Below are 21,597 nucleotides of genomic sequence, written 5' to 3'. Positions count from 1 at the left end.
ATTGCAAAAAGATCGCGTAAATTTTACAAGATCTATTAAGCAGCAATTCGCTACTAATATTTTGTAACTGTTCATTGATTATTCATTAATCATTTAAGTCTGTTTATTTTGTTTTATCTCAGAATAAAATATTTTTTTTGTAGTTATCCACTTTTTCCCACGTAATTCAGTAGCTTTGCGCTAGGCCTTATTTTTTCTGGCTTTAACACGCCATTATAGGTTTTTGCTGACTTGACAAAATAGCTTGTCAAGCCCTAAACTGGAGCACTGTGGTAAAAAGTGGTATTTAGTGGATCAAATTGGATCAAATTAATCAAAACAGATTAATTACAAACTTTTAGAGTAGGCTTTTTATGTTCCGTGGTGCGAGTTCACTGAGTTTGGATGATAAAGGACGATTTGCGGTACCGACTAAGTACCGAGACTCGTTGTTGTCTGAAGATCAGGGGACGGTGATCTGTACTGTCGCACTGAACGAGCCTTGCTTGTGGTTATATCCATTGGCGCAATGGCAGGATATAGAAGATCGCTTAGCTAAAATTTCCAATATGAATCCACGCGCTCGACGCATGCAAAGGATGTTGTTAGGTAATGCAACAGAATACCAATTAGATAAAAATGGTCGAATATTGCTGGCACCGTCGTTACGGTCTCATGCTGATTTAGGCAAAAAAATCATGTTGGTCGGTTTGATGAATAAATTTGAGATCTGGGATGAAGAGCGTTGGCATGAACAAATGCGCCAAGACACCGAAATTGAACGACTCGGTGAGTTTGAATCAACCCCAGACTTAGATAATTTTTCGCTCTGATCACACAATAAAAAGGCAAACAATAGCTAATGACAGCGCAATTTGAACATATTTCCGTACTAATGGACGAAACCATCGAAGGTCTAGCAATTAAGCCAGACGGTATTTATATGGATGGTACATTTGGCCGAGGCGGACATTCTGGACAAATCTTGGCGCGCCTTGGTGAACATGGTCGATTACAAGCTATTGACCAAGATCCACAAGCGATCAAGTCTGCCGAAAAGTTTGCCGATGATAGTCGTTTTGCCATTGCCCATACTCGCTTTTCTAATCTATACGAAGTGGCAGAGCAAAACGATCTATTAGGAAAAGTAGATGGCATTTTATTAGATATCGGTGTGTCATCACCACAACTAGATGATGCCGAGCGTGGTTTTAGCTTTATGAAAGATGGCCCGCTTGATATGCGCATGGATCCTACCAGCGGCCGCAGTGCTGCGCAGTGGTTAGCTGAAGCCGAGCTGGAGGAGATTGTTCATGTGATCAAAACTTATGGCGAAGAAAAATTTGGTCGTCGTATTGCACATAAAGTGCTTGAAGTGCGAGCACATACGCCGATTACAACAACTAAGCAACTAGCTGATTTAGTTGACGAAGCAGTGCCAGTAAAAGATAAATTCAAACATCCTGCGACGCGTACTTTCCAAGCTATTCGTATTTATATCAACAGTGAATTGGAAGAGATTCAAACGGCATTACAAGCTGCGCTGGGTGTACTAAAGCCCGGTGGTCGGTTAGTGGTGATTTCGTTTCATTCACTAGAAGATCGTATTGTTAAACAGTTTATTAAAAAACAGAGTAAGGGAGTGGCATTACCCAGAGGTCTGCCTTTAACTGATGCACAAATAAATAAAAATCTGACGTTAAAGGCAGTGGGTAAAGCTATTAAGCCAAGCCAAGCTGAAGTTGACCGTAACCCACGTTCACGCAGTTCAGTACTTAGGGTGGCACAGAGGTTGGGATGAAGCCTAAAGCGAATCATCGACAACCCAATTTATTTTTAGAAATAATCAAAGGCCTAGGAGCTAATAAGCTAACCTCGGCCTTGTTGGTTGTGATATTCGCATCAAGTTTGAGTGTGGTGCAGGTCACTCACTTTGCTCGCCAAGAGCTGATTGAGCAAGATCAGTTGTTACAACAGCGAGATGAACTCGATTTAGAATGGCGTTACCTATTAGTTGAAGAAGAGTTTTATTCGCAACATGCACGCATTGAAGAAATTGCTATCGAGCAACTTCAGATGAAACGGTCCACAAGCCAAGACGAACAGGTGATAGTACTACCATGAGAAGTAGAGGGAAAAAACCAGTTAATAGTTTGATCACATGGCGTTTTATGCTGGTGTGCTCTGTGGTGCTGCTGGTTTTTGTTACTTTAGTTTCTCGTGCTGCTTATTTACAAGTTATCGAGCCTGATAAAGCCCGTTCAGAAAGTAATAAACGTACTGTGCGCGTGGAAAAGTTGCATGTGCAACGCGGGATGATTTTTGACCGTCATGGTAAAGAACTTGCAGTTAGTGTGCCTGTGGTAAGCGTGTATGCGGATCCTAAAGCATTGCATAAATCATTGCGTGCTAAAGTGCTCAAGCAAGCGCGTAAAAATGGCGAAGATGAGAATGCTCTTGCAGAAAATACCGCGCTACTTGAACAGCGTATTGCGTTGTACTACAAAAATGATTTGCGTTGGCGTGAACTTGCCGACGTACTGCGTATTGAACCGAAAACAATCAATGGTCGCTTGCGGGATGATGCCAGTCGCCGCTTTGTTTATTTAAAACGCCAAGTAACCCCTGCCGTTGCCAATTATATTGGCGACTTACGTCTGCCTGGTATTCATCTATTAGATGAATCAAAACGCTATTATCCTGCCGGAGAAGTTACCGCACATGTGCTTGGTTTTACTAATATTGATGGCAAAGGTATCGAAGGCATAGAGAAGCTTTACGAAAACGCATTAACTGGCGTTGAAGGTCGTCGCACAATTCGCAAAGATGCACAGGGTCGTGAAGTTGAAGTGCTTGATGAACGTGAACGGATCGAGCCTGAAAGTATTCATTTAAGTATTGATCAACGCATTCAAGCGATTGCTTATAAAGCAGTAAAATCAGCAGTTCTAACCTACAAAGCAACGTCTGGCTCTGCGATGGTGGTCGATGTGAAAACTGGTGAAGTGTTAGCGATGGTTAACAGCCCGTCTTTTAATCCAAATAATTTAAATGATGCAGCCCCGCATAAACGCCGAAATCGAGCGATCACGGATTTGTTCGAACCAGGTTCAACCGTTAAGCCTCTAGCCATATTAGCTGGGTTAGACTACGGCTCAATCCAACCGGATGATAAAATTGATACTTACCCAGGCTGGATGCGCATTGGTGGTACGTTAGTTACAGACTCGCGTAACCATGGTGAAATGACCTTACGTGAGATTTTAAAGTACTCCAGTAACATGGGGGTGACAAAAATAACTCAAGATGTACCGAAGGATTACTTTGTTGGCTTGTTCCAAAAGGTTGGCTTTGGTTCAGATACAGGCACCGGCATGGTTGGTGAAAGTAGTGGCTTGTTTTATCCGAATCGACGTTGGTCTGACCATGAAATTGCAGCACTTTCTTTTGGTTATAACGTTGCTGTAAGCACCGCACAAATGGCGCGTTTTTATGCCATGTTAGGTGCCGGCGGGATCAATAGACCATTGACCATCCTCAAGCAAGATTCAATCCCTGAAGGCGAGCGTGTTTTTCAACAAAAAGATGTTGAAGCGGTTGTGCATATGATGGAAAGCGTTTTTGAAGAAGGTGGTACAGCGAGCCGGGTAAAAGTTGATGGTTATCGTGCTGCGGGTAAAACGGGTACCTCTAAAAAAGCTGCCGCAGGTGGTTATGGTGATGAGTATGTAGGTTACTTTACTGGTATAGCACCTGCGAGTAATCCACGTTTAGCTGTTGTTGTAATGATCAATGAGCCCGGTGGAGATGTTTATTATGGCGGTGCAACTGCAGGACCAGTGTTTGCAGAAATAATCTCCAATGCGTTAAGAATTTTAAACGTGGCACCAGACAAAGGCTCGGTTGCCTACGTGAAGGGCATAGATGATGATGCGTGATTTAAAAATAATTTTACAACAAATAGAAGTAGCAGCAACAAGCTTACTAGTAAAGCACTTGCGTTTGGATAGTCGAGATGTCACCCCTGGGGATGTCTTTGTAGCAATTAAAGGTCATCAATTAGATGGCGGACAATTTATTGATAAAGCGATTGCAAATGGTGCAGTTGCAGTAATTGCTGATCGTTTATGTGAATTTGAATGTGATTTTGAACCGCTTTATTTAATTTCCGATTTGAATAAGAAATTGCCCGCATTAGCGAGTCATTTTTATCAGCAACCAAGTAAACAATTAGATGTGGTGGGTGTTACTGGCACCAATGGTAAATCAACCACCACTGCGATGATTGCTCATTTAGCTAAGTTTTGCGACACCCAATCAGCGATTATAGGTACGCTCGGGTATGGGCAACCAGAAAGTTTAACTGAGTTAATCAATACCACACCGTCTTGTGTTGATTTACAAAGAATATTAGCGCAACTTGCCACTGACAATAACAAACTGGTGGCGATGGAAGTGTCATCACATGGTTTGGTACAGCAGCGTGTTGCGAAAACGCACTTTAAAGCTGCTGTGTTTACCAATTTATCGCGCGATCATTTAGATTACCACGGTGATATGGCCAGTTATGCCGATGCAAAGTTAATGCTAATGCGAGATTTTGACGCGCAGCTGGTGGTACTAAATCAAGATGATAACCAAGTAGAGCAATGGTTAGAACAATACGATTTTAATAACTTAGTGTGTTATGGCCATAAAAACTTGCAGCCAAAAGGTGCTAAGTTTGTATACTTCACTGATGTTTCTTACCATAAAACCGGTATATCGGCACAGTTGACTACAAGTTGGGGTGATATTGCTATTACCTGTCCGCTGTTTGGCGAATTTAATTTATATAATTTAGCGGCTGCAATCGCAACTTTACTTGGTTTAGGTTACCCATTAGATCAACTGGCAGCGGGTTGTGCAAGCTTGCAACCAGTTGCTGGACGCATGCAAGCATTTAGCGCGCCAAACCAACCAACCTGTATTGTTGATTATGCTCACACGCCAGATGCGTTAGCTTTAGCATTGCAAGCATTGCAACAACATGTGCCCGGTGGCGTAAGTTGTGTATTTGGTTGCGGTGGAGACCGTGATAAAGGCAAGCGACCAATGATGGCCCAAGCGGCTGAGCAAAATGCTGATAAAGTAATTATTACCAGTGATAACCCGCGTAGCGAAGATCCATGGCAGATCATTAAAGATGTTGCTGCTGGTTTAAGCCAGCCTGACCGTGCGCACTTAGAAGCTGACCGTGCTCATGCTATTGCCTTTGCAATAGATAACGCAAATGCCAATGACGTAGTGCTTATTGCAGGTAAAGGCCATGAAGATTATCAAATAATTGGTACGCAACGGATAGATTTTTGCGATCGTAAATATGTCCAACAGCACTTACAACAAAAGCTAGACCCACAAGAACAACAAATAAGAGGATCGCAGTTATGATCCCAATGGATTTTGATTGGCTAGCAAATGTGCTAGCAACTGATTATCAAGGTGATAATCAAACAGTAAAAAATATTAATACCGATACTCGCACCGTATGCGAAGGAGAAGTATTTTTAGCCCTACAAGGCCCTAATTTTGATGGCCATCAGTTTTTACAACAAGCGAAAGACAAAGGCGCAATAGCCGCTATTGTTAGTCAAAAAGTTGCCGTTGATATTCCACAGTTTTTAGTTACGGATACGCGTATTGCGCTAGGCGAAATTGGTGCTGCGGTAATGGCCAGTGTGGCACCAAAAACTATCGCAATTACAGGCAGTGTCGGTAAAACCACAGTAAAAGAAATGTGCGCAGCTATTTTAGCTCCTCACGGTGAAGTACTGTCGACCAAAGGTAATTTTAATAATGATATTGGCGTGCCATTAACCTTGTTACGCCTAGAACCGCAGCACAAATATGCGGTTATCGAGCTTGGCGCTAACCATATTGGTGAAATTGCCTACACCACGGCGATGACTAAGCCCGATGTTGCCGTTGTTTGTAATGTGGCAGCTGCGCATATTGAGGGTTTTGGCTCTCTTGCGGGTGTGGCAACGGCTAAAAGTGAAATTTACGATGGTTTGAAAGAGCATGGCATTGCGCTAGTTAACTGTGACAGCGAATTTAGTGATGGTTGGCTTACTAAGTTACAAGGGCGCAGTGTAAAACGTTTTTCAAGCACTGATAAACTAGATATTTGGGCAGAAGAAGTCAGCCTCGATGAGCAAGCTCAGGCGTCTTTTTATATTTGTACCAAGCAGCAGCGAGTACCCGTTAAGCTTGCATTGCCAGGTCGTCACAATGTTACAAACGCCCTTATAGCAGCTGCATTAACCTGTGAATTTGGCGTTAGTCTTGAGGCGGTGGCAACGGCACTAGCAACCATGGCTGAAGTAAAAGGCCGAGTAAACATTATTCAAGTCAATGAAACACTAACCGTGATTGATGACACTTATAATGCCAATGTGCAATCGGTTAAAGCCGCGATTGATTTACTTAGTGATATACAAGGTCAGCGTATTTTAGCGTTAGGTGATATGGGAGAACTTGGTGAAGAAGCTGCGCTTTATCACCAACAAGTTGGCGCCTATGCCAAACAACAAGGTATTGATGAGTTGTATAGCTTAGGTGTATTGAGTCAATACGCCAGTGATGAATTTGCTAAACCACAGCGGCATTTTTCAAGCCGCGAGGAACTGTTACAACAATTACAAGCACAGTTAACTGACTCAGCACAAAAAACCACCATAGTCGTGAAGGGATCACGCAGTTCTCGCATGGAATTATTAGTACAAGATTTAGTTAACAGCCAGCAAACTGGCCGCAATGGAGTATCTCAATGTTAGTTTGGCTGGCTGAGTATTTAACACAATATTACAGTGCATTTAATGTGTTCTCGTATTTAACCGTTCGCGCTGTATTTGGTATTTTAACGGCATTATTAATTTCATTGTATTTTGGGCCTAAGTTGATCCGTGCTTTGCAAAGAATGCAAATTGGTCAAGTAGTTCGTAACGATGGCCCGGAGTCGCATTTATCGAAAAAGGGCACCCCAACCATGGGAGGCTTGTTAATTTTAGCGTCTATTTTTACCAGTACTTTACTGTGGGCTGATTTAGCGAATAAATATGTATGGGCTACCTTGTTTGTGATCGGCTCATTGGGAATTGTGGGCTTTGTTGATGATTACCGTAAAGTGATCCGCAAAGATCCAAAAGGGTTAATTGCTAAATGGAAGTATTTTTGGCAGTCAGTGATTGCCTTAGTGGTTGCCTGCGCATTATTTTTTACTGCTAATCATGCCAACGAAACATCATTAGTAGTGCCGTTTTTTAAAGATGTATTACCGCAACTAGGTTTGTTTTACATAGTTATGACTTACTTTGTAGTGGTGGGTACGTCAAATGCTGTGAATCTGACCGATGGCTTGGATGGTCTGGCCATTGTACCGACTATTTTAGTGGCAGCAGCACTGGCTATTATCGCTTACTTAACAGGTAACGTGAATTTCTCAGCTTACTTGCATATTCCACATTTACCATTGGCCAGTGAGTTGGTTGTGGTATGTACCGCCATTGTTGGTGCCGGATTAGGCTTTTTATGGTTTAACACTTACCCAGCACAAGTATTTATGGGTGATGTTGGTTCATTAGCGCTTGGTGGAGCATTGGGTATTATTGCTGTATTAGTTCGCCAAGAGTTAATTTTAATCATTATGGGCGGTGTATTTGTGATGGAAGCACTGTCGGTTATCTTGCAAGTTGGCTCTTATAAATTACGTGGCCAACGGATTTTTAGAATGGCACCAATCCATCATCATTACGAATTAAAAGGCTGGCCTGAGCCACGAGTTATCGTGCGTTTTTGGATAATTTCTATCGTGCTAGTGTTAGCTGGCCTAGTAACATTAAAGATCAGGTAAATGACGTATTTAAACGAGATGAAAAACAAACATATTACAGTGCTCGGACTCGGTGTAACCGGTCTGGGCATTGTGCGTTTTTTATTATCTCAAGGTTTAACGCCTAATGTAGTTGATAGTCGCCAATCACCGCCCGGTTGTGATTGGTTACAACAACATGCGCCAAATTTAACGACGCAGTTTGGTAATTTGGCAACTGCACAGCTTGAAAGCGCTGATATGATCATCATCAGCCCCGGTTTAAGTTTAACACTTCCAGCAGTTGCACAAGCAATGCAAGCGGGTGTTGAAGTGATTGGTGATATTGAGTTATTTGCTCGTTTAACAGACAAGCCGGTGGTGGCTGTAACAGGCTCTAACGGTAAATCGACTGTCGTTACGTTGGCTTATGAAGTATTGAAAACGGCTGGCTATAAAGTCGGACTTGGCGGAAATATTGGTACTGCCGCACTGGATTTATTAGCTGATGATTTTGATGTTTACGTATTAGAGCTATCGAGTTTTCAGCTCGATACGATGCACAGCTTAAAACCGGTTAGCGCTACGGTACTTAATGTGTCGGAAGATCATTTAGACCGTTACCCGAGCTACCAAGCCTATATTGATTCAAAACAAACGATTTATGCTAATGCCGCGCTGGCTGTAGTAAATAAGACTGACCCAGCAACGTATACAAAAACAATGCCGCAATTAAGCTTTGGCTTAGAAAATGCGGATTATTGTTTAATGACGTATCAAGGTGACAGTTACTTTAGTTATCAAGGCAAAGCTCTATTGCCTGTTAGTAGCTTAGCCGTAGTTGGTCGTCATAATCAGCTAAATGCGTTAGCGGTTATGGCATTATTGAGCCCATTTGATATCAGTGCTAGTCAGTTTGCACAAGCTTTTAGCCAATTTACTGGCTTGGCGCATCGTTGTCAGTTTGTTGCCGAGCAAGCGGGGGTTAAATATTTTAATGACTCTAAAGCTACGAATGTCGGGGCCACCATTGCGGCGATAGAAAGTTTAGCCGATCAGGCCAAGCAACTAGTGGTGATTGCCGGAGGCGATGCCAAAGGCGCCGATCTCGATAGCTTAAAGCCGTATTTACAACAGCAAGTTAAAGCGCTTATTTGTTTTGGTAAAGATGCCAAAGCACTGGTTGCGTTGACTGACAAAGGCCACTTAACAGAAAATATGCAGCAAGCGGTGATGCTTGCCAAGCAACTTGCCACTGCGGGCGATATTGTGTTGCTTGCACCTGCATGTGCCAGTATTGATATGTATAACAATTATATGCAACGTGGTGAGCACTTTAGTCAATGCGTATTAGCGGAGGCAGTATGATTGCTTTAGCTAATATTCGTGACACCCTGACTCCTAAGCCTTCGGCGCAGTTATACGATGTGCCACTGTTATATTGTGTGATCATGCTAATTGGCTTGGGGTTTGTGATGGTGACGAGTGCGTCGATGCCGACCGCTGATCGCTTATTTAACAATCCCTATCATATTATTATTCGCCACAGCATGTTTTTGGCGATGGGCTTTGTGCTGTTTTGGATCACCTGTTGTGTACCAATGACTTGGTGGAAACGCTCGAATCCTTACTTATTACTGTTTGGCATGGCGCTACTGATAGTGGTGTTAATCGTTGGACGTGAAGTGAATGGCGCAAAACGTTGGATCCCAGTAGGTCCGGTGGGCTTTCAGGTCGCTGAAGCGGCTAAATTATTCTTTTTCAGTTATATCGCCGGTTACTTAGTGCGTAAACGTGAGGAAGTTCAAGAAAACATCAAAGGCTTTGCTAAGCCAATCGCGGTGTTTGCAGTTTACGCATTGTTGATTTTATTACAGCCCGATTTAGGCACTGTGGTGGTGATGTTTGTAACTACCGTAGGCTTATTGTTCTTAGCTGGGGCTAAGTTATGGCAGTTTTTTGCCTTGATATTAACAGGCGTAGGCTTAGTCGTATTGCTCATTATTGTTGAGCCATATCGGATGGCGCGGGTGGTCGGTTTTCTAGAGCCATGGGATGACCCATTTGGTAAAGGCTACCAGTTAGTACAATCGCTGATGGCATATAGCCAAGGTGGTTGGTTTGGCCAAGGTTTAGGTAATAGTGTGCAAAAATTGCAGTATTTACCTGAGGCCCATAATGACTTTATTTTTGCGGTGATTGGCGAAGAGTTAGGTTTTATCGGTATCGTCAGTATTTTAATGGTGTTTGGTACTTTGGTGTTTAGAGCACTGTTAATTGGTCAGCAAGCACTTAAATGTGGCAAAGAATATGAAGGTTACTTTGCATTCGCAATAGGTATTTGGTTTGCATTTCAAACCATGGTTAATGTGGGGGCGAGTGCCGGTATTTTGCCAACCAAAGGTTTAACCTTGCCGTTTGTATCTTATGGTGGCTCAAGTTTACTTATCATGACTATTGCGGCAGGTATTTTATTACGCGTGGATTTTGAAACCAAAATGGCCACTAAACAAGCAACATCCGGTGGAGGCAAGCGATGAATAAAAAATTAGTCGTTGTTGCTGGCGGTACTGGCGGGCATATTTTTCCCGGCATAGCTGTGGCTGATCACTTAAGGCAACAAGGTTGGCAAGTGAGTTGGATTGGCACTGCTGATCGAATGGAAGCGCAGGTTGTACCAAAGCATAATATTGAGATTGATTTTATTAATGTTAAAGGTGTACGTGGCAATGGCCTTGCACGTTTAGTCAAAGCCCCTTTTATGGTGATTAATGCCATATTACAAGCACGCAAAGTATTGAAAAAACAACAACCTGATGTTGTGTTAGCAATGGGCGGCTATGTTACTGGGCCGACTGGCATTGCCGCAAAAAGCTTAGGTATACCACTGGTGATCCATGAGCAAAATGCAGTTGCCGGTATGAGTAATAAGTACTTAGCCAAGTTTGCCAATAAAGTGTTGGCTGCATTTCCGCAAGCATTTGCCTCTGGATACAGTGACGTGGTTGGTAATCCGGTACGAGCCAGCGTAGCAAATGTGGCAATGCGGGAAGTATCAAGTCCGGTTAACGTGTTGGTCGTTGGTGGCTCGTTAGGTGCACAGGTGCTAAACCAAACTTTGCCAGCAGCATTTAAACAGCTCAGTGAAGAGTTTCAGATCAATACATGGCATCAAACCGGTAAAGGTCATTTAGGCTCAGTAACACAGGTATATCAGCAGCAAGGTTTTAGTGCTGAACAAGCTAAGGTGGCTGAGTTTATTGATGATATGGATACGGCTTATGGCTGGGCAGATATTGTAATTTGCCGCGCGGGGGCGTTAACCGTAAGTGAGATTGCTGCTGCAGGAAAAATGGCCGTGTTTGTGCCGTTTCCGCATGCGGTTGACGATCATCAAACTGCGAATGCAAAATTTTTAGTTGATGGCAATGCGGCATTATTAATGCCACAGGGGCAGTTCAATCAACACAGTATTGTTGAACTATTACGCCCGTATTTAGCCAAACCAGCATTAATCAGTGAACTTGCAGGCAATGCTAAGCAATTGGCGACACTAGAAGCTACTGCCAATGTCGCATGGCATTGTATGGATGCCGCAGGTGTCCCCTTGTCAGCGCTGCAAGTAACAGAAAAAAGAGATAATTAAGTGAAACAAATGTCAACACACAAGAGCACTCGCCCGGCAATGCGCCGAATTAGCACTATCCACTTTATTGGTATTGGTGGTGCAGGAATGGGCGGTATTGCCGAAGTACTCGCATTTGAAGGATATCGTATTACTGGCTCTGATATTGCCCATAGTGCAATGACCGAACGTTTGATCCAAGCTGGCGCTGAAGTGTTTATTGGCCATCATCAAAGTAATGTTAAAGATGCCAATGTAGTGGTGGTTTCAAGTGCAATTGATGAAACTAACCCTGAGATTATTGCAGCTAAGGCGGCACGTATTCCGGTTGTGCGCCGTGCAGAAATGTTGGCCGAGCTAATGCGCTTTCGCCACGGTATTGCTATCGCTGGCACTCATGGTAAAACCACCACCACTAGTTTGATCGCGAGTATTTATGCTCAAGCTGGGCTGGATCCAACCTTTATTATTGGTGGCTTACTTAATAGTGCGGGTAGTAACGCAAAAGTCGGTAAAAGTGATTTTTTAATTGCTGAAGCTGATGAGAGTGATGCGTCATTCTTGCATTTGCAACCTATGGTATCGGTGATCACTAATATTGAAGAAGATCACATGGATACCTACGGCGGTAGCTTAGAAAAAATGAAAGATACTTATGTGGACTTCATTCATAACCTGCCTTTTTATGGCCTTGCTGTGGTGTGTATCGATTCAGAAGTGGCAGCTGAGCTTATTCCGCGATTTGGCCGTCCTGTGATCACTTATGGTGAATCAAGCGACGCCGATTACCGCATGACTGATTTTAGCCAAACGGCAAATACCAGTCAGTTTAAAGTGCGCACTAAGCAAGGTGATGAATTAACTGTGCATTTAAATATGCCAGGTAAACATAATGCATTGAACGCCACTGCAGCTATTGCTGTTGCAAAAGATCAACAAATAGCTGATCACGCGATTTTAGAAGCATTGCAACAGTTTGAAGGTATCGGACGTCGTTTTCAGCATTATGGCGATTTTGAAAACGAACGTGGCAAAGTAATGCTGGTGGATGATTATGGTCATCACCCTTCAGAAGTTGCAGCGACTATAGCGGCAATTCGCCAAGGCTGGCCTGATAAACGCTTAGTAATGATTTATCAACCACATCGCTTTACTCGTACTCGTGATTTATATGAAGACTTTGTAAAAGTGTTAGCCGATGTTGATCAGTTATTATTGCTTGATGTATACGGCGCTGGTGAAGAGCCAATTATTGGCGCAGACAGTAAAAGTTTATGTCGCAGCTTACGTCAACGCGGTAAAGAACCACTGCATGTTGCAAGTAGCTCTGAACTAGCTGGAGTATTAGCTGATACGTTACAAGATAATGATTTAGTTATAACCCAAGGTGCTGGTAATATTGGTCAATTAGTAAAAACACTCGCGGCGACATCGCTGTCGATTGAGCAACTTAAGCAGGTAAAGGTATGACGCAATTAAACACACAGTTTGGCAAAGTGGCAGTGTTGTTTGGTGGACACTCAGCTGAGCGCGAAGTATCACTAAAATCAGGCCAAGCGGTATTGAACGCATTACAAAATGCGGGCGTTGATGCCATTGGCTTTGATCCAAAAGAGCAACCGTTATGGCAATTAAAAGAACTCGGCATTGAACGAGTATTTATCGCCCTGCATGGTCGCGGTGGTGAAGACGGTACTATTCAAGGTGCACTTGAGTTTATGGGGTTGCCATACACTGGCAGTAACGTATTAGGCTCAGCATTGGCGATGGATAAAATACGTTGTAAGCATTTATTTAAATCTGCGGGCTTGAGCACTGCGCCTTATGCGGTGGTGGATAGCAAACGTGGTTTTGATGCTACAGCGATAATGAATGAACTGAAAAAAGTGATGGTAAAACCGTCGCACGAAGGTTCTAGCATTGGTATGGCGCAAGCAAATAATGCGCAAGAGCTTGAAGCTGCTTTAGCCGAAGCGTTTAAGTTTGACAGCCAAGTGCTGGTTGAGCAGTGGATAACAGGGCGCGAATTTACAATCACTGTACTAGGCGATGAGGTACAGCCAGTAATTGAAATGACCACCCCGAATGGTTTTTATGATTACCAAGCAAAGTATCAGTCAAATACCACGCAATATCATTGCCCAGCAGACTTATCAGCTGGCGATACCACGCATTTACAAGCAATGGCTTTAGCGGCATTTGATCTGGTAGGTGCCAGTGGTTGGGGTCGTGTTGATGCAATGCAAGATGCAGACGGTAACTTTTATTTGTTAGAAGTAAACACAGTACCAGGAATGACTGAAAAATCGTTAGTGCCAATGGCTGCTAAAGCAAATGGTGCAAGCTTTGAGCAATTAGTTGTTCGCATTTTGGAGCAAACGCTTTAATATGCATCCCTTTTTGGAAAAAGCGCAACAATTAAAACAGCAACTCAATTGGTCGTTAATCTTTGGTGTGAGCTTTTTCCTTATTGTAGTTTTTAGCTTAGTACAAATAACCAGCGGCGTTAGACAGTGGTTGGTGGAAAATAAAGATGCGCAGATAAAGCATTTAGCGGTGTTGGGGAAACCTCAATACACAGATGAAAAAGCGATTATTAGCGCGATTAAAAAAGCCGACTTATCGAGTTTTTTTGATTTAGACGTGAAAAACATACAACGTTTAGTGCAAGACTTACCTTGGGTGGCTACTGCATCGGTACGTAAGCAGTGGCCAGATACATTACAAGTGTATGTGGTAGAGCATCAGGCTGTCGCAGTGTGGAACAGTGATTTATTACTTAACCAAAGCGGTGAAGTGTTTCAAGCTAGCAGTGCGAAGCTCAGTGACGAGCTGCCACAACTTTATGGCCCTGAGGGCAGTGAATTTGAAGCATGGGGAGCTTTCAAGCAGTTTGATGAAATGCTTAAGGTTAATAATTTAAAGTTAACCAGTCTGGCATTGTCAGAGCGATTTTCATGGCAGTTATGGCTCGATAACGGTATTCGCCTTAAATTAGGGCGTAAAGAAAAAGCTAAACGGGTACAACGGTTTATAGATGTTTACCCGCGGATGGAAAAACGTGCAGATGCACAAGTAGATGTAGTGGATTTACGGTATGATACCGGCCTTGCGGTGAGCTGGAAGCTCCTGGAAGAAGCGCAATTACAAAATAAGAGTAAGGCATGACTAAGTCAGCAGAAAGAAACCTAGTGATTGGATTAGACGTTGGCACCTCAAAAGTGGTGGCCACGGTTGGTGAAATCACCGCAGATAACAAACTCAGCATTGTTGGGGTTGGCAGCCAAGTGTCCCATGGTATGGATAAAGGCGGCGTAAACGACCTTAACTTGGTGTCGGAGTCTATTCGTCGTGCAATCGATGAAGCTGAACTTATGGCTGATTGCCGTATTAGCTCCGTGTATTTGGGGATCTCAGGTAAACATATTCAGTGCCAAAACGAAAGTGGTGTTGTGGCAATTAATAACACTGAAGTGACTGATGAAGACATTGAAAATGTTATTCATATTGCGCGCTCTGTGCCTATTTCAGCCGAACGTAAAATGCTGCATGCACTGCCGCAAGAATATAGTATCGATATGCAAGAAGGGATTAAAAACCCGCGTGGTATGAGTGGTGTACGAATGGAAGCCCGTGCTCACATCATAACTTGCTCAAACGATATGGCGAAAAATATTGAAAAATGTGTTGAGCGTTGTGGTCTTGAAGTTGACCAACTGATTTTCACCGCATTAGCGTCGTGTTATTCGGTATTAACCGATGACGAAAAAGAGCTCGGTGTTGCGGTACTTGATATCGGTGGCGGTACGATGGATATCACTATTTATATCAATGGTGCGTTGCGCCACTCTGCAGTTATTCCTGTAGCGGGCAACCAAGTTACTGGCGATATTGCAAAAATATTTCGTACACCGATATCCCATGCTGAATCACTCAAGGTACAATATGCCTGTGCAAGTAGCCAAATGGCCAGCAGCGAAGAAACTATTGAAGTGCCTAGTGTAGGCGGACGACCAGCGCGGTTAATGTCGCGTCATACCTTATCTGAGGTGGTTGAGCCACGTTTTAGAGAATTATTTGAATTAGCGATGGAAGAAATTCATCGTTCAGGATTAGCAGACCAAATTGCAGCAGGACTCGTCATTACTGGCGGTAGTGCTAAAATGGCTGGCGCGATGGAAGTGGCTGAAGACATTTTCCAGATGCCAGTGAGAATAGGCAAACCTATAGGGATAGTTGGTTTGACAGATTATGTAGATGACCCTTCATATGCAACGGCGGTTGGCTTATTACAATATGGCCGCACAATGCAATCGATGAATGCACAAAAATCGAAACCTGAAGGCGATAATAATTGGTGGAACCGCATAACGAAGTGGTTTCAAGGCGAGTTTTAATACTCAAGTCGGAGAGTAAACATGTTTGATATAATGGAACAACACAGCGAAGAAGCTGTTATAAAAGTAATAGGCGTGGGCGGCGGCGGCGGTAACGCTGTTGAGCACATGGTTAAGCAACAAATTGAAGGCGTGCGTTTTATTGCCGCTAATACGGATGCTCAGGCATTACGTAACTCATCAGCAGATATTACAGTGCAACTAGGTACTCAGATCACGTCTGGGCTAGGTGCGGGTGCAAACCCTGATGTAGGTCGTAAATCAGCAGAAGAAGACGCCGATACTATTCGTGCCAGCCTTGAAGGTGCTGATATGGTATTTATCGCAGCGGGTATGGGCGGTGGTACTGGCACAGGTGCTGCGCCTGTGGTTGCCAAAATTGCTAAAGAGTTAGGTATTTTAACGGTTGCTGTAGTGACACGTCCGTTTGACTTTGAAGGTAAAAAGCGCGCAGCAGCGGCTGAACAAGGTATTAACGAATTGTCAGAAATTGTAGATTCACTTATTACAATTCCTAACAATAAATTGCTTAAAGTTTTAGGCAAAGGGACTACACTATTAGACGCATTCGCTAAAGCAAATGATGTATTATTTGGTGCCGTGCAAGGTATTGCGGAACTAATTACTCGTTCTGGTTTGATTAACGTGGATTTCGCCGACGTACGTACAGTAATGTCAGCCATGGGTACTGCGATGATGGGCACAGCGTCTGCATCGGGTCCTGATCGTGCGCAAGAAGCTGCAGAGGCTGCAATCTCAAGCCCACTACTTGAAGACGTTGATTTAACTGGCGCGAAAGGCATCCTAGTTAACATCACTGCAGGTATGGATATCGCAATTGAAGAGTTTGAAATTGTTGGTAATCACGTTAAAGCATTAGCATCTGAAAATGCGACTGTGGTGGTTGGTGCGGTTATTGACCCTGAAATGACTGATGAACTACGTGTAACTGTAGTCGCTACAGGTTTAGGCGGCGATCGTCGTCCACAGTTTGGTATTGTCGATAACGGCTTTAAAAAAGCGTCAGGTTCTGATGTTAGCAGTTCAACAAACCAAACTAGCAGTATGTATGTACCAAGCTTTGCAAGCCAAGGTAGTGGCGATGAAATGACTGCTGCTCCAGCGATTGAAAAGCATGAATCGAGCAAGACAACGCAAAGCAATAGTGGTTTATCTAAAACTAATGATAGCGGTAAAAAGTCTAATAAATCAGAAGGTGGCGATTATTTCGACATCCCTGCATTTTTAAGAAAACAAGCAGATTAAGCAAAAAGGTAATTGTTTTTGTTTGAAAAGCGAACGAATTTGGCAGCTGGTCGTATATGTGATATAATCGGCGGTCTAACTGTAACTATAAGTGAGCGAAGCTATGATTAAACAGCGTACCATTGCAGAGATAGTCAAAGCCATAGGAATTGGACTTCACAAAGGTGAGAAGGTCACTATTACTCTCCGACCTGCGAGCGCAAATACTGGGATAGTATTTCGTCGTGTCGACCTTGATCCGGTTGTTGATTTTGAAACAACACCTGAAGCCGTTGGCGATACGCAATTATGTACCTGTTTAACTAATAAAGATGGCGTTCGCTTATCTACGACTGAGCACCTTATTGCTGCGGTAGCGGCAATGGGTATCGATAATTTGATCGTTGAATTAGATAGCTCAGAAGTACCAATAATGGATGGTAGTGCATTACCATTCATTTATTTGTTACAAAAAGGCGGCATTGCAGAGCAGAATGCGGCTAAGCGCTTTATTCGTATTAAAGAAAAAGTACGTATTGAAGAAGGTGATAAATGGGCCGAGATTGAACCATATGATGGTTTTCATATCGACTTTGAAATTGCTTTCGATCATCCGGCAATCAATGAAAGCCGCCAACGTATCGGTTTAGATATTACGGCACAAAGCTTTACGGAAGAAATCAGCCGCGCACGTACTTTTGGCTTTATGAAAGACATTGAATATATGCATGCTAATAACCTAGCTTTAGGTGGCAGCATGGATAACGCCGTGGTATTGGATGAGTTTAAAGTACTTAATCCTAACGGTCTGCGTTATAGCGATGAGTTTGTTAAGCATAAGATTCTAGACTGTGTTGGTGACATGTTTATGACAGGCCACAACATTTTAGGAAAAATTACAGCTTATAAATCAGGCCATGACCTGAACAATAAGTTACTTCGTAAAATTATGGCGACTGAGTCAGCATGGGAATGGGCAACATTTGATACCCCAGTATACATGCCAGCACCAGGTTTAGAAGTAGCCACAGCTTAATCGCAAACGCTTAAAACAGTTATAAAAAATGACGCTATCTAGCGTCATTTTTTTGTTTAAATATTGCGGTTTAGTTTTTTAATGTTATACCAATCGTGTTAAGTTACTGACCATTTATAGCGACAGATAAATGGAGTGATAACAAGGCGTAAATTTTGACATGTAGTTGTTCTACTTAAAAAATTATAACGCAGTTAGCGCTTTATTTAGCTCGCTAGAATGGTTAAATATTTAAGTCGATTGGTATTAAACCTTTTTACAATCCTAACAGCTGTTGTAACTGTACCAGCTCAGTCACTTGGTATGTTGGTTCAATGCCTTCTGGCAGAACTGTGTTGGGATGCTGTAGCCAGCAGGTATCAATCCCGGCATTTTGGCCACCTAAGATATCACTGCTTGCGGTATCACCGACCATTAAGATCTGTTCTTTTGGTGGATTACCTAACAGTTCAAAAGTGTGATAAAAAATTTCTGCGGCTGGTTTTGCAATTCCCACTTGCTCAGAGATAACTAAACAATCAAACATCTCTTTTAATCCGGTATGCTCTAAGCGGCGTGCTTGTAGCTGGGTAAAACCATTAGTGATAATGCCTAATTTAGCATGCGGTTTTAGTTTATTTAGCAGTTCAATAGCACCAGGTAATGGTTCGCAGATCTCAGCCATGGCAGTTAAAAAATCATCATTAAGCTGTTGAGCTGGAACATTCAGCTTATTAGCCCACTCACTAAATCGAGTGACTTGTAGGTGAGTAGCGGAAATAGTATTGTTTTGATACTCAAGCCACAACGGTTTATTTGTTGCTTGATAATGACTGTAATCAGCGTCATTAAAATCAACGCCATAAACTGCAAACATTCTTTTTAAGCCTGCATAGGCATTAAAGCTAAATAAGGTTTCGTCGGCATCAAATAAAACATGGGTGTACTTCATTAAACTTCCTTAGAGTAAAGCGCGGGATGAAGAAAAGGCGCCATAGCGAGTGTCAGCGCTTGCGTATAGGTACTTTCTCGGGTGGCATGATGATTAGTTAATAAACCAATAGCACCGCCTTGCTGTTTGATATTGGTAGTATTAAATGCGTTATCCATTACATCGCCAAGTTCTTTGCCTTGCAATAACGCATTATACAGGCTTGGGGGTAAAGGAAGGTTACTACTACGACCGATAGCACGTTGTTGGTTATCAGCAACGACTACAAATGCAAAGGTAGCGGGGCCGTAGCTAAATTGCTCAGCACCACCTTCCATTGCAACATAAAAATCAGCTTGGTAATGCTGTTGGCAATACAAGACACGATTTTGTGCGCCTATTCGTGTTTCATCTTCACCTATTGGCTGATCAGGTACTTGTGAAGGTGCATCAACTCCTTGACAATCAATCGTCATATCAGGGTAATAGAGAGAGAAAATACTGCGGGCAGCATTTATTTTTACCGGATTTCTGGAACCGACAAGAATGCGTAATGGCTCTGTCATGCTGATATCTCCTTTTATGATGAAGTCAGCAGTTTACATAAGCTATGTATTTCAGCAAGCGTATTTCTTAAATAGGCAAATCAACGGGGGCTAATTCGGCAAGCGCACGCTTTTTAAGGATAATATCTTTGATAAGTGGGGTTAATACTAACTCCATAGCGAGTCCCATTTTTCCACCAGGGACCACTAAGGTGTTGATCCTCGACATAAAGCTGCCTTCGATCATACGTAGGTAATACGGAAAATCGACGTCATCTATGCCACGAAAACGAATAACCACAAAGCTTTCATCAAGGGACGGAATATCTTTTGCGCTAAATGGGTTTGAGGTGTCAACGGTTGGCACGCGCTGAAAGTTTATGTGAGTACGTGAGAACTGTGGCGTAATGTGATTAATGTAATCATCCATACTGCGGACAATTGAGCCCATAACAGCTTCGCGAGAGTGACCACGTTCAGAGGTGTCGCGGATTAACTTTTGGATCCACTCAAGGTTAATGATAGGCACCATACCAATTAGTAAATCAACATGCTTAGCTACATCATGATCTTCATCGACAACACCGCCATGCAGTCCTTCGTAGAATAAAATATCGGTGCTGCTTTCCAGTTCTTGCCACGGAGTAAAGGTACCTGGTAGTTGATTGTATGGCACGGCTTCGTCAAAGGTATGCAAATAACGACGTAATTTACCTGCTCCAGTATCGCCATAGGTGCTGAACAAACCTTCAAGGGCTGCAAAGTCATTAGCTTCACGACCAAAGTAACTAATGTGTTTACCTTCTTGCTGCGCTTCGCGAACTTTTTTATCCATCTCAGGACGAGTATAGCGATGAAAACTGTCGCCCTCTATAAATGCGGCCTCAATATTAAGACTACGAAATATATGCTTAATAGCACTTGTCGTGGTGGTAGTACCCGCACCAGATGAACCAGTGATCGCAATAATAGGATGTTTAGCTGACATAATTTTTCTCGTTTTAAGTAGCTCTGTAGTTATAAGGCGTAGTAAGGGGGTAGGTCAAGTGACATATCAATAACAGACTTGGGAATAACTATAAAATAGCGCTATTATAAGGGCGATAAAAATAATTAGAGAATGATATGAAATTGACTTTACCTTGGCTAAGTTTTGTTGCCACCCTTGCAGTTACCCCTAATAGCGTTTTAGCTGCGATGCCAAAAAGCGAAATTTTACTTGCTAAACTTAACACAGAATATGGGTTACAAGTAAGCCGTATCACTAATAATGATGTTTATAATAATCAGCCTTTACTTACCAAAGGTGGTATTTATTTTACCCAAGAAGTGCAAAGTGAAGGGCAAAGTCAAACAGATCTAGCTTTTTATGATTTTACCAATAAGCAAGTAACTAATTTAACAAATACTGCTGTGAGTGAATACTCGCCGACTTTAACACCTAATGGTAAGGCACTGTCAGCTATCGTAGTCGAGGCGGATGGTAAGCAAAAGTTATGGCAATATCCGTTTGACGATAATGTTAAACCAAGTCGTATTTTTGAGTGGATAGAACCAGTTGGTTATCATGCCTGGGGCGCCAAAAATGATATGGTGATGTTTATTTTAGGCGAACCACATACTTTACAATATACTCAGGTTGCTGCAGCGAAGCCAAAAGTGGTTGCTGAGCATATTGGCCGTACGTTGACATTTAATCATGCATTAGCTGCCTATACATTTAGTTATAGCAAAGCGCAGCAGCACTGGTTAGCAAGTTATGATCCGCAAGAAAATACCGTCACTGACCTCTTTCGTTTACCGCAGACTGTACAAGATTACGCATTTAAAGACGCTAATACGGTCATTTATGCGGTCGATAATCGTGTTTACCAGCGCAAGCTAAATAGCCCTGAGCAGGTCTCGCTATGGCTTGATTTAACGCCTTTCTGTGATACCAATATTACCCGTATGAGCTACTTAAATGATCAACTCGCTTTTGTCTGCGTTAAATAACTATAATATAAAACTT

At 42.7% G+C, this 21,597-nt stretch carries 20 protein-coding genes; 17 read left to right on the top strand and 3 right to left on the bottom strand.

Annotation, left to right across the window (positions count from 1 at the left end; all coding sequences use genetic code 11):
- Positions 1-353: 353 nt before the first annotated feature.
- From mraZ to lpxC, 16 genes are all read left to right on the top strand, one after another.
- Positions 354-812, top strand: a complete 459-nt coding sequence (gene mraZ / locus H5203_RS08285) for a division/cell wall cluster transcriptional repressor MraZ (protein ID WP_145236856.1) — start codon at positions 354-356, stop codon at positions 810-812.
- A gap of 29 nt (positions 813-841) precedes the next feature.
- On the top strand, positions 842-1,780 hold the full coding sequence (gene rsmH / locus H5203_RS08280; protein ID WP_182760322.1) for a 16S rRNA (cytosine(1402)-N(4))-methyltransferase RsmH: 939 nt from the start codon (positions 842-844) through the stop codon (positions 1,778-1,780).
- Positions 1,777-2,103 (top strand): cell division protein FtsL, encoded by a 327-nt coding sequence (gene ftsL / locus H5203_RS08275; RefSeq protein WP_145236863.1) that lies wholly within the window; start codon positions 1,777-1,779, stop codon positions 2,101-2,103. The genes rsmH and ftsL overlap by 4 nt, the downstream gene beginning before the upstream one ends.
- Positions 2,100-3,917 (top strand): penicillin-binding transpeptidase domain-containing protein, encoded by a 1,818-nt coding sequence (locus H5203_RS08270; protein WP_182731646.1) that lies wholly within the window; start codon positions 2,100-2,102, stop codon positions 3,915-3,917. Before ftsL ends, H5203_RS08270 begins: the two co-directional genes overlap by 4 nt.
- Positions 3,910-5,409 carry a UDP-N-acetylmuramoyl-L-alanyl-D-glutamate--2,6-diaminopimelate ligase gene (gene murE / locus H5203_RS08265; protein ID WP_182819583.1) on the top strand — a complete coding sequence of 500 codons (1,500 nt, stop codon included), beginning with the start codon at positions 3,910-3,912 and terminating at the stop codon, positions 5,407-5,409. The genes H5203_RS08270 and murE overlap by 8 nt, the downstream gene beginning before the upstream one ends.
- Positions 5,406-6,794 (top strand): UDP-N-acetylmuramoyl-tripeptide--D-alanyl-D-alanine ligase, encoded by a 1,389-nt coding sequence (gene murF, locus H5203_RS08260; RefSeq protein WP_182819580.1) that lies wholly within the window; start codon positions 5,406-5,408, stop codon positions 6,792-6,794. Before murE ends, murF begins: the two co-directional genes overlap by 4 nt.
- Positions 6,788-7,870, top strand: a complete 1,083-nt coding sequence (gene mraY, locus H5203_RS08255) for a phospho-N-acetylmuramoyl-pentapeptide-transferase (protein WP_145236872.1) — start codon at positions 6,788-6,790, stop codon at positions 7,868-7,870. The genes murF and mraY overlap by 7 nt, the downstream gene beginning before the upstream one ends.
- Positions 7,871-9,196 carry a UDP-N-acetylmuramoyl-L-alanine--D-glutamate ligase gene (gene murD / locus H5203_RS08250; RefSeq protein ID WP_182735146.1) on the top strand — a complete coding sequence of 442 codons (1,326 nt, stop codon included), beginning with the start codon at positions 7,871-7,873 and terminating at the stop codon, positions 9,194-9,196. It begins immediately after the preceding gene.
- A complete protein-coding gene (gene ftsW / locus H5203_RS08245) occupies positions 9,193-10,368 on the top strand; it encodes a cell division protein FtsW (RefSeq protein WP_182718050.1) in 1,176 nt (391 codons plus the stop codon). Before murD ends, ftsW begins: the two co-directional genes overlap by 4 nt.
- Positions 10,365-11,474 (top strand): undecaprenyldiphospho-muramoylpentapeptide beta-N-acetylglucosaminyltransferase, encoded by a 1,110-nt coding sequence (gene murG / locus H5203_RS08240; RefSeq protein WP_182819579.1) that lies wholly within the window; start codon positions 10,365-10,367, stop codon positions 11,472-11,474. Before ftsW ends, murG begins: the two co-directional genes overlap by 4 nt.
- 9 nt (positions 11,475-11,483) lie before the next feature.
- On the top strand, positions 11,484-12,923 hold the full coding sequence (gene murC / locus H5203_RS08235; protein ID WP_259397186.1) for a UDP-N-acetylmuramate--L-alanine ligase: 1,440 nt from the start codon (positions 11,484-11,486) through the stop codon (positions 12,921-12,923).
- The gene (locus H5203_RS08230; RefSeq protein ID WP_149980616.1) at positions 12,920-13,840 is read left to right on the top strand and encodes a D-alanine--D-alanine ligase; all 921 of its coding nucleotides are present in this window, start codon (positions 12,920-12,922) and stop codon (positions 13,838-13,840) included. The genes murC and H5203_RS08230 overlap by 4 nt, the downstream gene beginning before the upstream one ends.
- A 1-nt stretch (position 13,841) precedes the next feature.
- Entirely contained in the window at positions 13,842-14,621 is a 780-nt protein-coding gene (locus H5203_RS08225; RefSeq protein ID WP_182819578.1) for a cell division protein FtsQ/DivIB, read from the top strand.
- The gene (gene ftsA / locus H5203_RS08220) at positions 14,618-15,850 is read left to right on the top strand and encodes a cell division protein FtsA (RefSeq protein WP_145236894.1); all 1,233 of its coding nucleotides are present in this window, start codon (positions 14,618-14,620) and stop codon (positions 15,848-15,850) included. The genes H5203_RS08225 and ftsA overlap by 4 nt, the downstream gene beginning before the upstream one ends.
- 21 nt (positions 15,851-15,871) lie before the next feature.
- Positions 15,872-17,116, top strand: a complete 1,245-nt coding sequence (ftsZ, locus tag H5203_RS08215; RefSeq protein WP_182731641.1) for a cell division protein FtsZ — start codon at positions 15,872-15,874, stop codon at positions 17,114-17,116.
- 103 nt (positions 17,117-17,219) lie between these two features.
- Positions 17,220-18,131 (top strand): UDP-3-O-acyl-N-acetylglucosamine deacetylase, encoded by a 912-nt coding sequence (gene lpxC / locus H5203_RS08210; RefSeq protein WP_182718054.1) that lies wholly within the window; start codon positions 17,220-17,222, stop codon positions 18,129-18,131.
- Between the two features lie 256 nt (positions 18,132-18,387).
- Here the strand turns inward: lpxC and yjjG are convergent, their stop codons facing one another.
- The 3 genes from yjjG to H5203_RS08195 all read right to left on the bottom strand — a co-directional run bounded on the left by yjjG (position 18,388) and on the right by H5203_RS08195 (position 20,574).
- Positions 18,388-19,062, bottom strand: coding sequence for a pyrimidine 5'-nucleotidase (gene yjjG / locus H5203_RS08205; RefSeq protein ID WP_145236903.1), 675 nt, complete (start codon positions 19,060-19,062; stop codon positions 18,388-18,390).
- The gene (gene yjjX, locus H5203_RS08200; RefSeq protein WP_182819577.1) at positions 19,062-19,607 is read right to left on the bottom strand and encodes an inosine/xanthosine triphosphatase; all 546 of its coding nucleotides are present in this window, start codon (positions 19,605-19,607) and stop codon (positions 19,062-19,064) included. Before yjjX ends, yjjG begins: the two co-directional genes overlap by 1 nt.
- Positions 19,608-19,674: 67 nt before the next feature.
- Complete coding sequence (locus tag H5203_RS08195; protein WP_145236910.1) at positions 19,675-20,574, bottom strand: phosphoribulokinase; 900 nt, start codon at positions 20,572-20,574, stop codon at positions 19,675-19,677.
- A gap of 137 nt (positions 20,575-20,711) precedes the next feature.
- Between H5203_RS08195 and H5203_RS08190 the strand changes: the two genes are divergently transcribed.
- On the top strand, positions 20,712-21,581 hold the full coding sequence (locus H5203_RS08190; protein ID WP_182819576.1) for a hypothetical protein: 870 nt from the start codon (positions 20,712-20,714) through the stop codon (positions 21,579-21,581).
- Positions 21,582-21,597 lie beyond the last annotated feature (16 nt).

Origin of the sequence: Pseudoalteromonas sp. SG41-1, from assembly GCF_014164575.1 — a bacterium.
GTDB classification, from domain to species: domain Bacteria; phylum Pseudomonadota; class Gammaproteobacteria; order Enterobacterales; family Alteromonadaceae; genus Pseudoalteromonas; species Pseudoalteromonas rhizosphaerae.
This window is presented reverse-complemented; position numbering and strand designations above follow the sequence as displayed.